Raw genomic sequence first — 14,679 nt, 5'->3', positions numbered from 1 at the left:
CCCTCAGTCTTTAGGCTGAGGGCAATGCTTTTCCTTCCAGTCCGTCACCGCCTGAATTCGACGTTTCGTCAGCTCTTCCCGGATTTCCGGTCCCTTGAAGCCCGCCTCGACAACCGCTTTAGTCGGTACCGCTTTTGCCACTTCCCACGCTGCGCGTAACAGCCGCCCCTGCGGATAATCGCAGGCTTCAAAACCGGTGCGGCCACGTACGTCGGCTTCGCTGGTCAACGCGATCTGCTCGACGCGCTGGGGTTTGCGCCATGCGTCGATGTTATCAAACAGCTTAACGATGGTGGCCGGTTTGAGGATCGGGAAGGTGTGGATCAGGTCGTGAAATTCCGCCACCAGTCTGGCGAGATCGCGGATCTCGTTGGGTACCCGCAGGCGCTGGCAAAGTCCTTCGACCAGCTTCACCCCGGCAGGACCGTGGCCATGGTGGCGCGGCCACATGGTTTTTGGCGTTAATCCTTTGCCGAGATCGTGGCACAGCGTTGAAAAACGCACATCCACCTCGGGGCTGAGCATAGCAGCCATACTCAGGGTCATCAGGGTATGCACGCCGGTATCGATTTCCGGGTGCCATTTCGCCGGGGCGGGCACGCCGAACAGCGCGTCAATTTCCGGGAACAGCACTTTCAGTGCGCCACAGTCACGCAGCACCTGGAAAAAGACCTGCGGGTTGCGGGTAGTAAGGGCGTTTTCCGTCTCTTTCCAGACGCGCTCTGGCGTGAGGTGGGCCAGTTCGCCCGCCTCGGTCATGGCGGTCATCAGTGCCAGGGTCTCATCGGCAATGCGGAAGCTCAGATGCGCGTAACGCGCCGCAAAGCGCGCCACGCGCAGTACGCGGAGCGGATCTTCAGAAAACGCCGGGGAGACGTGACGCAGCAGTCGATTACGCAGATCGTCCTGACCGCCATACGCGTCAATGATCTGGCCGTCTTCGTCCTGCGCCAGCGCGTTGATGGTGAGATCGCGACGCAGGAGATCTTGCTTCAGCGTGACGTCCGGTGCGGCATAGCAGGTGAAGCCGGTATAACCCGAACCGGATTTCCGTTCGGTACGCGCCAGGGCGTACTCCTCACGGCTTTGCGGATGCAGAAACACGGGAAAATCGCGGCCTACCTGCTGGTAGCCCGCGTTAAGCATCTCTTCAGGTGTGGCTCCCACCACCACCCAGTCTTTATCTTTGACCGGCAGACCTAACAACGCATCACGTACCGCACCACCGACCAGATAACTCTTCACGCCCTGTACTCCCGTTTTCTCTTTTCGCAAGATAATACGTAAGTCTGGCAGAGAAGACGAATTAGTTCATCCAGCGGTCTTTACGCTTACGGCTTGGGATCAGGTGAGGAAGCACCAGACCCAGCACCAGGCCAACGCCCAGCACACCGCCACCGTACATAAACCACTGCATGATGATGGTACGTTGTTTGTCATCAAGTTGCAGATTGGCGGCATTCACCTTCTTCTGCGCGACAATCAGCTCGTTTTTCAGTTTCTGATTCTCATCTTTCAGACCGTTAATCACGCTATCGCTCTGGGCCACTTTCTGCTGCATTTCCGCGGTACGCTGGTTCCAGGTACCGTCGATATTGTTCAGCTTGTCGGTCAGCGTTTTCACCTGATTTTCCAGATCCGGCACGCGGGTGCGCAGGCTTGGCACCGCGCTCAGCTCTTTCAGTGGGATCCAGGACGTGCGGCCGGTACTGTCGCGAACCTGACCATAATTGGTCTCCGCGTTGGTCTGTAACAGCGTCACTTCCTCGCCGGCATTGACCGTACCCACGAGGCGATAATTATCTCCAGGGCCACTGCGTACCCAGGTGTTCAGTTCGTCAGAAACGTAACGCTTCTCTTCAGCGTGCACGGCGGTTGCGGCGCTAAAAGCGAGGAAAGTAAGTCCAATCAGGCGTAATTTAAGCATCATTAGTCGTTATTTTCATAAATAGTGGAACGATAGTAGTGGCAACAGTGTCTCTACGCAAAGCATTCGTCAGCAATCAGAATCATCTGTGTCACGACCCTAAACATTTACGCCCGTCAAATTGCTCATTGCGTGGCAATTTGGCGCAAAATACTATGTACTGACAAACAAATGGCGAGGAAGTTCGCCCTCATTGACGCGTCTGTGACGCCTGCAAAAGTACAAGGCTATGGCTCAAGAAATCGAATTAAAATTTATCGTCGAAAAAGACAGCGTTGACGCACTCCGTCAGCATCTGCAGATCCTTTCCGGCGAACACCATGAACCGGTACAACTGCTTAATATCTATTACGAAACGCCAGACAACTGGCTGCGCCGCCATGATATGGGACTGCGCATCCGTGGCGCGAACGGGCGCTACGAGATGACGATGAAAATCGCTGGCCGCGTGGTCGGCGGTTTGCATCAGCGCCCGGAATACAATATCGACATCAATCAGCCAGAACTTGAGCTGGATCGTTTCCCGGCAGAAGTCTGGCCGGACGGCGTGCTGCCAGAAACCTTATCCGCCGAGGTGAAACCGCTGTTTAGTACTGATTTCTGGCGTGAAAAATGGCTGGTAACGGAAGGGAAAAGCCGCATTGAAATCGCCCTCGATCAGGGTGAGGTAAAAGCGAGTGAGCTTCAGGAGCCGATTTGCGAGCTGGAGCTCGAACTGCTGGAGGGTGAAGTCCAGGACGTACTGAAGCTGGCGCGTAAGCTGGTAAGCCAGCCGGGCCTGCGTCAGGGCAGCCTGAGCAAAGCGGCGCGGGGGTATCATCTGGCCGCCGGGAATGCGCCGCGCCTGCTGAAAGAGACCACTATTTTGCACGTGCCACCGAAAGCCAGCGTTGAGCAGGGCATGGAGGCGGCGCTGGAGCTGGCGCTCTCACAGTGGCTTTATCATGAAGAGCTGTGGGTGCGTAATGTGAAAAACGCAAAAGCGCACGTGTTAGCGGCGATGAGCCTTGTGCGTCATACCCTGGCGCTGTTCGGCGGCATCGTACCTCGTAAAGCGAGCGCTCACTTACGTGACCTGCTGACCCAGACCGAAGCGCTGCTGCTCTCTGACGTATCCGCACAAACGGCACTCTACAGCCCGCAAAACGCCGCCGCCAGGCTGGCGCTGACCGAGTTTCTGGTGACGCGCAGCTGGCGTGCCTTCCTGGATGCAAAAGCGCAGGCCAAAATTGAAGATAACTTCAAACGTTTCGCCGATATCCATCTTTCACGCCACGCGGCGGAGCTTAAAACCACCTTTGCGTATCCGCTGGGAGACCAGTATGGCGATCAGCTGATCCGCCTGTCGCGCAATATCGACAGCATGCTGCTGCTGTCGGGTGCCTATGACGGCCCTAAAGCGCAGGCCTGGCTGGAGAACTGGCAGGGGCTGAAACATGCTATCGAAACCCGTCAGCACATTGAGATTGAGCATTTCCGCAATGAAGCCATTTCGCAGGAGCCGTTCTGGCTGCACAGCGGAAAACGTTAACTCTGGCAAGGAACCCTATAATGCCGCTTTCTTCGCAGTTACAGCAGCAGTGGCAGACCGTTTGCGAACGTCTGCCTGAGTCATTACCGGCGTCATCGTTAAGCGAGCAGGCCAGGAGCGTGCTCACCTTCAGTGATTTTGTGCAGGAAAGTATCACCGCTTACCCGGACTGGCTGGAGGCGCTTGAGCGCACCCCGCCGCAGGCAGACGAGTGGCGGCATTATGCGGGCTGGTTGCAAACCGCACTTGAAGAGGTCGCGGATGAAGCGACACTGATGCGCGTCCTGCGCCAGTTCCGCCGCCGGGTGATGGTGCGTATTGCCTGGGCTCAGGCGCTGGAACTGGTCAGCGAAGAAAGTACCCTGCAACAGCTGAGCGAGCTGGCACAGACGCTAATTGTTGCCGCACGGGACTGGCTCTATGCCGCCTGCTGTAAAGAGTGGGGCACGCCATGCAATGAGGATGGGGTTCCTCAGCCACTCTTGATTCTGGGCATGGGCAAGCTCGGGGGCTGCGAACTGAATTTCTCCTCGGATATCGACCTGATTTTTGCCTGGCCGGAGAACGGCTCCACACGCGGGGGCCGCCGTGAACTGGACAATGCGCAGTTCTTTACCCGTCTAGGGCAACGTCTGATTAAAGCGCTGGATCAACCTACCCAGGATGGTTTTGTCTATCGCGTGGATATGCGCCTGCGCCCGTTTGGCGACAGCGGTCCGCTGGTGCTGAGCTTTGCGGCACTGGAAGATTATTACCAGGAGCAGGGGCGCGACTGGGAGCGTTACGCGATGGTCAAAGCGCGGATCATGGGAGACAGCGACGATGCCTACGCCAACGAGCTGCGCGCCATGCTGCGCCCGTTCGTGTTCCGTCGCTATATCGACTTCAGCGTTATTCAGTCGCTGCGCAACATGAAAGGAATGATCGCCCGTGAAGTGCGCCGTCGGGGTCTGAAGGACAACATCAAGCTCGGCGCGGGCGGCATTCGCGAAATCGAATTTATCGTTCAGGTCTTCCAGCTGATCCGCGGCGGACGTGAGCCCTCACTGCAATCCCGTTCGCTGCTGCCGACGCTGTCAGCCATAGAGCAACTGCATCTGCTGCCGGAAGGCGACGCGCAGATCCTGCGTGAGGCCTATCTGTTCCTGCGTCGCCTGGAAAACCTGCTGCAAAGCATCAATGACGAGCAGACCCAGACTTTGCCAGGCGATGATCTGAACCGGGCGCGGCTGGCCTGGGGGATGCACGTCGACGACTGGTCAACGTTGACCGGGCAACTGGATGCGCATATGGCCGGCGTGCGCCGTGTCTTTAACGCGCTGATTGGTGACGATGAAAGTGAATCGCAGGACGATACGCTCTCTGAACACTGGCGCGAATTGTGGCAGGACGCGCTGCAGGAAGATGACACCACGCCGGTGCTGGCGCACCTGAGCGACGACGATCGCCATCGTGTGGTGGCGTTAATTGCTGATTTCCGTCTTGAACTGAATAAACGGGCCATTGGTCCGCGCGGTCGTCAGGTGCTGGATCATCTGATGCCGCACCTGCTGAGCAACGTCTGCTCGCGTGCGGATGCGCCGGTCCCGCTGTCGCGCATGATGCCGCTGCTGAGCGGGATCATCACCCGTACGACCTATCTTGAGTTGCTGAGCGAGTTCCCGGGCGCGCTCAAGCATCTGATTACGCTTTGCGCCGCCTCACCGATGGTGGCCAACAAGCTGGCGCGGTATCCGCTGCTGCTGGATGAGCTGCTCGATCCCAATACGCTCTACCAGCCGACGGCAACGGACGCCTACCGTGACGAGCTGCGTCAGTATCTGCTGCGCGTACCGGAAGAGGACGAAGAGCAACAGCTGGAGGCGCTGCGTCAGTTTAAGCAGGCGCAAATGCTGCGCGTGGCGGCGGCAGATATCGCCGGAACGCTGCCAGTGATGAAAGTGAGCGATCACTTAACCTGGCTTGCAGAAGCGATCATTGATGCGGTGGTGCATCAGGCATGGATTCAGATGGTGGCGCGCTACGGCCAGCCGAAACACCTTGCTGACCGCGAAGGCCGCGGTTTTGCCGTTGTGGGTTACGGTAAGCTCGGTGGATGGGAACTGGGGTACAGCTCGGATCTCGATTTAATCTTCCTGCATGACTGCCCGGCAGACGTCATGACCGACGGCGAGCGTGAAATCGACGGGCGTCAGTTCTACCTGCGTCTGGCCCAGCGCATTATGCATCTGTTCAGCACCCGCACGTCATCCGGCATTTTATATGAAGTGGATGCGCGTCTGCGTCCTTCCGGCGCGGCCGGTATGCTGGTGACCTCAACGGAGTCCTTCGCTGAGTACCAGAAGAATGAAGCCTGGACGTGGGAACATCAGGCGCTGGTGCGTGCCCGCGTGGTGTACGGCGATCCATCGCTGAAAACGCAGTTTGATGCCATTCGTCGGGAGATTATGACGACCCCGCGTGACGGCAGCAAGCTGCAGACCGAGGTGCGTGAGATGCGCGAGAAAATGCGCGCACACCTGGGCAATAAGCATCGCGATCGCTTTGATATTAAAGCGGATGAGGGCGGCATTACCGATATTGAATTTATTACGCAATATCTGGTGCTACGCCATGCGCACGCTAAACCGAAGCTGACCCGCTGGTCTGATAATGTGCGTATTCTGGAACTGCTGGCGCAAAACGACATTATGGATGAGCAGGAGGCGCAGGCCTTAACGCGCGCCTATACCACGCTGCGCGACGAGCTGCACCACCTGGCCTTACAGGAGCAGCCTGGCCACGTCGCGCTGGACTGTTTCGCCACTGAACGCGCGCAGGTCACCGCCAGCTGGCAGAAGTGGCTGGTGGAACCGTGCGTAACAAAACAAGTGTGATATTATCGCGCGCAAATTGTGAATCTTTCTGGAGTCAGGAATGAAAGTAACACTGCCAGAGTTTGAACGTGCTGGAGTTATGGTTGTCGGGGATGTCATGCTGGATCGCTACTGGTACGGGCCGACCAGCCGCATCTCTCCGGAAGCACCGGTACCGGTAGTTAAGGTCGACACCATTGAAGAGCGTCCTGGCGGCGCGGCAAACGTGGCGATGAACATTGCCTCTTTGGGCGCGCAGTCGCGTCTGGTTGGCTTAACCGGCATTGACGATGCGGCGCGTGCGCTGAGCAAGTCGCTGGCGGACGTGAACGTGAAGTGCGATTTCGTTTCGGTTCCGACACACCCGACGATCACCAAACTGCGCGTTCTGTCGCGTAACCAGCAGCTGATCCGCCTCGACTTCGAGGAAGGCTTTGAGGGCGTTGATCCTGAGCCGCTGCACGAGCGCATTAACCAGGCGCTGAGCACTATCGGCGCGCTGGTGCTGTCCGACTACGCCAAAGGTGCGCTGGCAAGCGTACAGCAGATGATTCAGCTCGCGCGTAAAGCCAATGTGCCCGTGCTGATTGACCCGAAAGGTACTGACTTTGAGCGCTATCGCGGCGCAACGCTGCTGACGCCAAACCTCTCTGAGTTTGAAGCGGTGGCGGGCAAATGTAAGACGGAAGAAGAGCTCGTTGAGCGCGGCATGAAGATCATTGCTGACTTCGAACTCTCCGCGCTGCTGGTGACCCGCTCCGAGCAGGGGATGACGCTGCTGCAGCCTGGCAAAGCGCCGCTGCATATGCCGACCCAGGCGCAGGAAGTGTATGACGTGACCGGTGCCGGCGACACGGTCATTGGCGTTCTGGCGGCGACGCTGGCGGCAGGGAACTCTCTGGAAGAAGCGTGCTACTTCGCTAATGCGGCAGCAGGCGTGGTCGTCGGCAAGCTGGGGACTTCCACCGTTTCGCCGATCGAACTGGAAAACGCGGTGCGCGGTCGTGCCGATACCGGTTTTGGCGTGATGAGCGAAGATGAGCTGAAAGTGGCCGTTGCCGCCGCCCGTAAACGCGGTGAAAAAGTGGTGATGACCAACGGCGTGTTCGACATCCTGCATGCCGGTCATGTCTCTTATCTGGCCAATGCGCGTAAGCTGGGCGACCGTCTGATTGTGGCGGTGAACAGCGATGCGTCGACGAAACGTCTTAAAGGAGAAACGCGTCCGGTGAACCCGCTGGAGCAGCGCATGATCGTGCTGGGTGCACTGGAAGCGGTGGACTGGGTGGTGTCGTTTGAAGAAGATACCCCGCAGCGCCTGATTGCCGGAATTTTGCCGGATCTGCTGGTGAAAGGCGGCGATTACAAACCGGATCAAATCGCAGGCAGCGAAGAGGTCTGGGCTAATGGCGGTGAAGTGATGGTGCTCAACTTTGAGGACGGGTGCTCAACCACCAACATCATCAAGAAGATCCAGAAAGACAGCAAATAAAGTCAGCCAATAAAAAACGGGCCATCTGGCCCGTTTTTTTCACCCTCTCTTTGCAGGAGAGGGTATCTTCGCAAACAGCCCGTTATACGCGGCTGTTATTCTGCTTCATCAACCGGTGGAATGGCCGGTGCCGGTTTTACTTCCGCTGGCGTATTGCGGTTTTCCAGCTCGTTCAGACGCTGCTCCAGCAGGGCCAGCTTCTCGCGGGTACGCAGCAGAACCTGCGTCTGCACGTCAAACTCTTCGCGGCTGACTAAATCAAGGCGAACCAACTGCGCCTGCAGCGTCTGGCGGATTTTCTTCTCTACGTCATCCCCAAACTCACGAATGCCTTTTGGCATAGACTCATGAACCTGACGCGCAATTTGCTCAATTTTCTTCGGGTCAATCATTGTGGCTTCCCTTGATAAGACGGTGTTAATGAACATTGTAGCGCGTCATGCCCCAGGATAAAGGAGATTTTATGTCTGCGCATTGCCCAGGGTAATCAATCGCGTTATAGTTATCTCGCTTATTCTCAGGGCGGGGCGAAATTCCCCACCGGCGGTAAATCAGCGTAACGCTGAAAGCCCGCGAGCGCTTTGGGTCACCACTCAAAGGACAGCAGATCCGGTGTAATTCCGGGGCCGACGGTTAGAGTCCGGATGGGAGAGAGTAACGATCAAGTCGGGCCTGGCCCGCTCACGTTATCTTTTTGCCGCTAATACGGCGCTCCTAAGACTGCCCTGATTCTGGTAACCATAATGTTAATGAGGTTTTTTTACCATGAATCAGACGCTACTTTCCTCTTTTGGCACTTCTATTGAACGTGTTGAACATGCACTGGATGCACTGCGCGAAGGCCGCGGCGTGATGGTGCTTGACGATGAAAACCGTGAAAATGAAGGCGACATGATTTTCGCCGCCGAAAACATGACCGTTGAGCAGATGGCGCTGACCATCCGTCACGGTAGCGGCATCGTGTGCCTGTGTATCAACGAAGACCGTCGTAAGCAGCTCGACCTGCCCATGATGGTTGAAAACAACACCAGCGCCTTTGGAACCGGTTTTACCGTGACCATCGAAGCGGCACATGGCGTGACCACCGGTGTGTCGGCGGCTGACCGTCTGACCACCGTACGTGCCGCGATTGCCGATGATGCGAAGCCATCAGACCTGCATCGTCCAGGCCACGTCTTCCCATTGCGTGCGCAGGCTGGCGGTGTATTGACCCGTGGCGGTCACACCGAAGCGACCATTGACCTCGTGACCCTGGCAGGCTTTAAACCTGCGGGCGTACTGTGTGAACTCACCAACGACGATGGCACCATGGCACGTGCGCCGGAGTGCATCACCTTTGCCCGTCTGCATAATATGCCCGTGGTGACGATTGAAGATCTGGTGGAGTATCGCCAGGCGCACGCGCGCAAAGCCAGCTGAAAGGGCTGATGTGAAAAAGCCGGGGAAACCCGGCTTTTTTGTTGTGAGACGTTAATGCGCGATTGTCTTAGCCGATCCCTGCTGTTTGCAGCAGCACCAGGCTCAAGCCCATCACCGACATGCCGCACAGCACGCCATAGCTCGGGTTATTATTCGGATCGATCTCTTTCGCCAGCGGCATCAGCTCATCCACGGAGAGCGCCACCATTATCCCGGCCACGGCGGCCATGATAGCGGCCATCACCACAGGCGAGACCAGACTGCCCAGAATCAACCACGCCAGCACGCCGCCGAGAATTTCGGCCATCCCCGAGATCCCCGCCCAGAAGACCGCGGTCCGTTTCGAGCCCGTGGCGGCATAAACCGGCCCGGCCACTGCCAGTCCTTCAGGAATATTGTGCAAAGCTACCGCCAGGGCGATACCAAAGCCCATCTCCAGATTGCTGCTGGCGGTGACATAGGTTGCCACGCCTTCCGGGAAGTTGTGCAGGCTTATGCCGAGCGTTAACAGAATGGCCGTGCGCTTAATATTGCGCGGCATCGGGGTCACGCTTTTTTGCATTAAATCCTGCGGATGCGCGTGCGGCAGCATGCGGTCGAGGGCAAAGTAGCCAAGCAGGCCGAATACAAACATGCCATACCCCAGCACCGGAGACATGCCTTCGGTGCCCAGTGCGGCAGGGAGCATCTCCATCAGAGAGATGAGCAGCATGATCCCGGCAGCAAAGCCCAATGAGAAGGCCAGCACGCGGTTAGACGGCTTTTGACCAAGCACACCGAGAATGGCACCGATGAACGTTGCGGCGCCCGCCAGTATAGTCAGGATCAAGGGGACTGACATGCATTGCTCCTTATGATAATGATTATCATTAATATTAATGGTTCATTTCGGTCAAAGCGAGAGGTGAAACCCTGCTTTACACATTCCTTACATTCAAATTTCCTGATGATGATCTTCACGCTTATCAGCGTTCATCCGGGCGAGATTGCGCGTAATGTAGAACCATTAAATTGACACCTTCTGTAAGGATATCACCATGACTTCTTCCCGTATGCCAGCACTGTTTTTAGGCCACGGTAGCCCAATGAACGTTCTGGAAGACAACGTCTATACCCGATTATGGCGTCATCTGGGCGAGACGCTACCGCGTCCGAAAGCGATTGTGGTGGTGTCTGCACACTGGTTTACCCGGGGCACGGGCGTAACCGCAATGGAAACGCCAAAAACCATTCATGATTTCGGCGGCTTCCCGCAGGCGTTGTACGACACGCACTATCCGGCACCCGGCTCGCCAGCGCTGGCTCGACAGCTGGTGGAATTACTCGCGCCTGTGCCTGTGGCGCTGGATAACGAAGCCTGGGGCTTTGACCATGGCTCGTGGGGCGTACTGATAAAGATGTATCCCGAGGCGGACATCCCAATGGTGCAGTTGAGTATCGACAGCACTAAACCGGCGGCCTGGCACCTGGAGATGGGGCGAAAACTGGCGACCTTACGCGACGAGGGCATCATGCTGATCGCAAGCGGCAACGTGGTACATAACCTGCGTACAGCGCGCTGGCACGGTGAGAACACGCCATACCCGTGGGCGACATCTTTTAACGATTACGTGAAAGCGAATCTGACCTGGCAAGGGCCGGTTGAGGAGCATCCGCTGGTGAACTATCTGGATCACGAAGGCGGTTCACTCTCTAACCCGACGCCGGAACACTTCCTGCCGTTGCTGTATGTACTGGGCGCGTGGGATGGTCAGGAGCCGATCAGCATACCGGTCGATGGCATTGAGATGGGAAGCTTAAGTATGTTGTCGGTGCAGATTGGATAACGTATGCGTGCCTTTCCCAAAGAGAAAGGGCCGGGGTGAGGGCTTCCGCTCGCACCCCGGCACACCCGATCACTCGACAAAAATGTGCGGATAGAACCGTGATAGATCCTGCGTGATCAGCGCGCGATCTTCGCGGATGCCAATCCCGGCTGGCTGATCGTTGATGAGCCAGCTGCCAATCAGGGTATAGCTGTCACCAAACTTCGGCAGTTGATAAAACGCCTGGACGATCATTCCTTCCTCGCCGTAAGGCCCTTCAACGGCTTCCAGCGTTTTGCCATTTTCAATAATCGACACGTTCGCCCCTTCACGGGAGAAGATCGGTTTAACGACGTATTTCTCCATCGGCGGGTGATCGTCTTCCGCAAAGTAAGCCGGCAGCAGATTCGGATGGTTCGGGAACATCTCCCACAGCATCGGCAGCAGGGCTTTGTTGGAGATGATGCTCTTCCACGCCGGCTCCAGCCAGCGCACGCCGGCGTCTTCCAGCTTGGTGGAGAACATTTCACGCAGCATGTATTCCCACGGGTAGAGCTTGAACAGGTTGCTTATCACCTGATCCTGCAGGTCAGTAAACTGACCTTTCTCACCCAGGCCGATATCTTCGATATAGAGGAACTCGGTCGCCACTTCAGCTTCGGCCGCGCAGTCCTGCAGATATTGCACCGTGCCACGGTCTTCTTCCGTGTCGCGGCAGCAGGCAAGGTGCAGCAGATTAAAACCATGCTGTTCGCGCAGTTCGGCGAAACGCTCAATCAGCTTTTCCTGCAGGCTGTTGAACTGGTCGCTGCCTTGCGGCAGGTTGCCGGCATTGGCCTGGTCTTCCAGCCAGATCCACTGGAAGAACGCCGCTTCGTACAGCGAGGTTGGCGTATCAGCATTGTTTTCCAGAAGCTTAGGATCGCCCACGCCGTCCCACGCCAGATCGAGACGTGAGTAAAGCGAAGGCTGGTGGGTTTTCCACGACTGGCGGACGAAACTCCAGGTGTGCTTCGGAATGCGGAACTTCACCATCAGCGCGTCGCTGTCGATGACTTTATCCACCACTTTCAGGCACATCTGGTGCAGCTCGGCGGTCACCTCTTCCAGTTTCTCAACCTGGGCAAGCGTGAGCTTGTAGTAAGCGTCTTCACACCAGTATGGCTCGCCGTACATCGTGTGGAAGTTAAAACCGTATTCGGTCGCTTTTTCGCGCCAGTCCGGGCGCTCGGTGATACTGACTCGTTCCATGATCAGCCGCCCATTGAGCGAGTGGACGTGCCTGACGCGCTACGCTGCATGCTGGTCTGTTTCGCCACAGACTCACCGAACCCGCCACGGGTAATGGTGCTGGTGGTCGCGGGTTTCGGAGCCATCGCCGTTTTCGGTACGGTTACGGAGCGGCCAGGGGTGGCTGCGCCATAGCCTTTGCCGCTGGCATCGGTATATTGCCCATAAGCCGGGCTGGCCGGGTTTTTCGAGCTAAACAGCGGCTGCTGCTGGTAACCCGCACCACCACTCATCAGGCGGCCCATCATGTAACCTGCCATCAGCGGCATCCAGAAACTGCCGCTGGACTGGGCCTGTGCCTGGTTTTCAGGGGCTGTGCCTGCCTGAGCCGGTGCCTGCTGACACTGACCTTCACCGAACTCTGCCACGCAGTCTTCACGTGAAGCATATTTCGGCGCAGTACGTTCCGCCTCTTTCAGGGCGTTGGTATACGCCGTTTTACACTCTGCGGCGTTGCCGGTTGCAGCAGAGCAGTCGTCCGCGTTTTGATAAAGCGAAACTGTTTCATCGCTTTTCTCACAGCCTGCAAGCATAAAGACAGCCGTGACGGCCAGCGCAACAGGGGTGAGATGACGCGCGTTCCAGCTTTTGCGGAACGAAGCGTGATTGATAGATTTTGTCCGTTTCATCGTTGTCTTCCTGGACCCAGTGGTAATAACGCTCAGGATAGAGGATGAGTGGTTGAAAATGAAGCGATGATGGCCGGAATGAGGGGGATCTTTACGTTGGCTTACGTTCAGGTGTGATTTGCGTACGCCCTCTCCCGAAAGGAGAGGGGTATGGCGAGGGCATCAGGCCGCAGTGGGCCCGATGACATGCTTAATTGCGGAACGGATTGTTACCGCTGCTGGCGGGTGCAGTCGTACGTGCGGCAGCTGGCTGCGCGGCAGGTGCAGCACCGTTACCGTTGAAGTTATCAACGGCGGCAACCTGCTCAGGGTTCTCTGGCGCAACATTTTCCGGAGAAGTAGAGACAGGTTTACCCAGGGTGCTGTTCAGCATCTGAAGATCCTGCTCGTTCAACGTACCCAGCGCCTGTTTGATGTTCAGCTGGTTGATCAGGTACTGATAACGTGCGCTGGAGAGCTGCTGTTTCGCGTTGTACAGCGTGGTGGTCGCATCCAGGACGTCAACGATGGTACGCGTACCCACGGAGTAACCCGCTTCCATGGCATCAAGAGAGCTCTGCGCAGACACTACGGCCTGTTTATAGGCGTTGATGCTGCTGATAGAGGCATTCACGTTGTTGAAGGACGAACGAACGGTCTGTACCACGTTGCGGTGGGCACTTTCCAGCTGTTCGCTCGCGCCAACAAAGTTGTACTGCGCCTGTTTCACCTGAGAGGTCACCTGGCCGCCCTGATACAGTGGCAGCGAGAAGTTCAGACCCACTTTGTTCTGACCCATGTTGCTGTCGTCGTACTGGGAGGTGTTCGTTTTAGAACCACTGTAAGTGGTATCAGACACGCCCGTAGACGCGCTCAGGCTCAGGGTCGGCAGGTGGCCGTCCTGTGCCTGACGGATTTGCTCGCGGGCCAGATCCTGGCTCAGACGCGCCTGCAGTAACGTCAGGTTGCGGTTTTCCGCTTCTTTCAGCAGGGCGTTAACGGCCTGCGGTTTATCCGTTTTGAAGCTGTCGACGTTCAAAGACGCCAGCTCAGGGTAGTAATTCCCGGTAACCTGACGCAGGGATTCCAGCGCGTTATCGAGGTTGTTACGTGCGGTCACTTCGTTGGCCAGGACGCTATCGTATTGTGAACGGGCGTTCTGAACGTCAGTGATTGCCACCAGACCCACATTGAAACGCTGGGTGGTTTGATCTAACTGGCGGTAAATCGCCTGTTTCTGCGCTTCGGTGTAGGAGAGCGAGTCAATTGCGCTCAGCACGTTGAAGTATGCGGTGGCGGTGTTCAGGATCAGCGTCTGCTGATCGGTCTGATACGTCACGTCCTGGATGCCCGCGCTCTTTTCCTGCAGGGTCAGGGCACGCCATTTGGACATATCAAACAGCGTCTGTGTTAATTGCAGTGAGGCGCTGGTAGCATTGGAGTTAACGCCATTGGCGTCGCGGAAGCCGTTGCTGTAGGTATAATCTGCACCTAAACCTAACTGTGGCAGCAATGGGCTACGCGCTTCGTTAATCTTTTCAAACGCAGCATCACGATCGGCCGCTGATTTACGTAAATCAGGGTTGCCCAGACGTGCCTGCTGGTAGACCTGTAACAGGTTTTCCGCCTGGCTCATTGCACTGAAGCCCGTCAGGCTCAGGCCGATAAGGATGGGGAGCAATTTCTTCATTTGCATTCCTTGTTGTGAAGCAGTATTAGCGCTGATCTAATTAAAAAATAATTGCCGATTCT

The 14,679-nt window shown here is 56.8% G+C and carries 12 protein-coding genes and 1 riboswitch; of the genes, 5 read left to right on the top strand and 7 right to left on the bottom strand.

What is annotated here, in order from left to right:
* Positions 1 to 3: 3 nt before the first annotated feature.
* Together QMG44_RS16055 and QMG44_RS16050 are read right to left on the bottom strand one after the other, a co-directional pair.
* Positions 4 to 1,245: a multifunctional CCA addition/repair protein gene (locus QMG44_RS16055; RefSeq protein WP_281853201.1), complete on the bottom strand. Its 1,242-nt coding sequence runs from the start codon at positions 1,243 to 1,245 to the stop codon at positions 4 to 6.
* A 61-nt stretch (positions 1,246 to 1,306) separates the two neighbouring features.
* The gene (locus tag QMG44_RS16050) at positions 1,307 to 1,927 is read right to left on the bottom strand and encodes a TIGR04211 family SH3 domain-containing protein (RefSeq protein ID WP_025203004.1); all 621 of its coding nucleotides are present in this window, start codon (positions 1,925 to 1,927) and stop codon (positions 1,307 to 1,309) included.
* A gap of 229 nt (positions 1,928 to 2,156) precedes the next feature.
* Here QMG44_RS16050 and QMG44_RS16045 point away from each other — a divergent pair, with 229 nt between their 5' ends.
* The 3 genes from QMG44_RS16045 to hldE are packed head-to-tail and all read left to right on the top strand — an operon-like array spanning position 2,157 to position 7,805.
* The gene (locus QMG44_RS16045; protein WP_086532103.1) at positions 2,157 to 3,458 is read left to right on the top strand and encodes an inorganic triphosphatase; all 1,302 of its coding nucleotides are present in this window, start codon (positions 2,157 to 2,159) and stop codon (positions 3,456 to 3,458) included.
* A gap of 17 nt (positions 3,459 to 3,475) precedes the next feature.
* On the top strand, positions 3,476 to 6,334 hold the full coding sequence (gene glnE / locus QMG44_RS16040; protein WP_086532104.1) for a bifunctional [glutamate--ammonia ligase]-adenylyl-L-tyrosine phosphorylase/[glutamate--ammonia-ligase] adenylyltransferase: 2,859 nt from the start codon (positions 3,476 to 3,478) through the stop codon (positions 6,332 to 6,334).
* Between the two features lie 40 nt (positions 6,335 to 6,374).
* Entirely contained in the window at positions 6,375 to 7,805 is a 1,431-nt protein-coding gene (gene hldE, locus QMG44_RS16035) for a bifunctional D-glycero-beta-D-manno-heptose-7-phosphate kinase/D-glycero-beta-D-manno-heptose 1-phosphate adenylyltransferase HldE (RefSeq protein WP_020883633.1), read from the top strand.
* Between the two features lie 95 nt (positions 7,806 to 7,900).
* Here the strand turns inward: hldE and ubiK are convergent, their stop codons facing one another.
* Entirely contained in the window at positions 7,901 to 8,197 is a 297-nt protein-coding gene (ubiK, locus tag QMG44_RS16030) for a ubiquinone biosynthesis accessory factor UbiK (RefSeq protein ID WP_020883634.1), read from the bottom strand.
* 117 nt (positions 8,198 to 8,314) lie between these two features.
* Positions 8,315 to 8,465: riboswitch (FMN riboswitch) on the top strand.
* A gap of 105 nt (positions 8,466 to 8,570) precedes the next feature.
* Here ubiK and ribB point away from each other — a divergent pair.
* Positions 8,571 to 9,224 carry a 3,4-dihydroxy-2-butanone-4-phosphate synthase gene (gene ribB, locus QMG44_RS16025; protein ID WP_014171649.1) on the top strand — a complete coding sequence of 218 codons (654 nt, stop codon included), beginning with the start codon at positions 8,571 to 8,573 and terminating at the stop codon, positions 9,222 to 9,224.
* 67 nt (positions 9,225 to 9,291) lie between these two features.
* On the opposite strand, the gene zupT is transcribed toward ribB, so the two are convergent.
* Positions 9,292 to 10,065, bottom strand: a complete 774-nt coding sequence (gene zupT, locus QMG44_RS16020; protein ID WP_014171648.1) for a zinc transporter ZupT — start codon at positions 10,063 to 10,065, stop codon at positions 9,292 to 9,294.
* Between the two features lie 196 nt (positions 10,066 to 10,261).
* Between zupT and ygiD the strand changes: the two genes are divergently transcribed.
* Positions 10,262 to 11,050 carry a 4,5-DOPA dioxygenase extradiol gene (gene ygiD / locus QMG44_RS16015; protein WP_086532105.1) on the top strand — a complete coding sequence of 263 codons (789 nt, stop codon included), beginning with the start codon at positions 10,262 to 10,264 and terminating at the stop codon, positions 11,048 to 11,050.
* A gap of 69 nt (positions 11,051 to 11,119) precedes the next feature.
* On the opposite strand, the gene QMG44_RS16010 is transcribed toward ygiD, so the two are convergent.
* The 3 genes from QMG44_RS16010 to tolC form a co-directional block, all read right to left on the bottom strand.
* Positions 11,120 to 12,280, bottom strand: a complete 1,161-nt coding sequence (locus tag QMG44_RS16010; RefSeq protein ID WP_086532106.1) for a glutathionylspermidine synthase family protein — start codon at positions 12,278 to 12,280, stop codon at positions 11,120 to 11,122.
* 2 nt (positions 12,281 to 12,282) lie between these two features.
* A complete protein-coding gene (locus QMG44_RS16005; protein WP_014171645.1) occupies positions 12,283 to 12,948 on the bottom strand; it encodes a DUF1190 family protein in 666 nt (221 codons plus the stop codon).
* Between the two features lie 190 nt (positions 12,949 to 13,138).
* Entirely contained in the window at positions 13,139 to 14,617 is a 1,479-nt protein-coding gene (tolC, locus tag QMG44_RS16000; protein ID WP_020883637.1) for an outer membrane channel protein TolC, read from the bottom strand.
* Positions 14,618 to 14,679: the final 62 nt, after the last annotated feature.

The sequence above is a fragment of the Enterobacter sp. 200527-13 genome (assembly GCF_027924865.1).
Lineage (GTDB): Bacteria > Pseudomonadota > Gammaproteobacteria > Enterobacterales > Enterobacteriaceae > Enterobacter > Enterobacter ludwigii.
Note: the sequence above shows the minus strand (reverse complement) of the source record. Positions and strands in the feature narration are given on the sequence as shown.

Coding starts and splice junctions, on each gene's coding strand:
- QMG44_RS16050 (WP_025203004.1), bottom strand. CDS start 1,927: ATGCTTAAATTACGCCTGATTGGACTTACTTTCCTCGCTTTTAGCGCC.
- QMG44_RS16045 (WP_086532103.1), top strand. CDS start 2,157: ATGGCTCAAGAAATCGAATTAAAATTTATCGTCGAAAAAGACAGCGTT.
- hldE (WP_020883633.1), top strand. CDS start 6,375: ATGAAAGTAACACTGCCAGAGTTTGAACGTGCTGGAGTTATGGTTGTC.
- ubiK (WP_020883634.1), bottom strand. CDS start 8,197: ATGATTGACCCGAAGAAAATTGAGCAAATTGCGCGTCAGGTTCATGAG.
- ribB (WP_014171649.1), top strand. CDS start 8,571: ATGAATCAGACGCTACTTTCCTCTTTTGGCACTTCTATTGAACGTGTT.
- zupT (WP_014171648.1), bottom strand. CDS start 10,065: ATGTCAGTCCCCTTGATCCTGACTATACTGGCGGGCGCCGCAACGTTC.
- ygiD (WP_086532105.1), top strand. CDS start 10,262: ATGACTTCTTCCCGTATGCCAGCACTGTTTTTAGGCCACGGTAGCCCA.
- QMG44_RS16010 (WP_086532106.1), bottom strand. CDS start 12,280: ATGGAACGAGTCAGTATCACCGAGCGCCCGGACTGGCGCGAAAAAGCG.
- QMG44_RS16005 (WP_014171645.1), bottom strand. CDS start 12,948: ATGAAACGGACAAAATCTATCAATCACGCTTCGTTCCGCAAAAGCTGG.
- tolC (WP_020883637.1), bottom strand. CDS start 14,617: ATGAAGAAATTGCTCCCCATCCTTATCGGCCTGAGCCTGACGGGCTTC.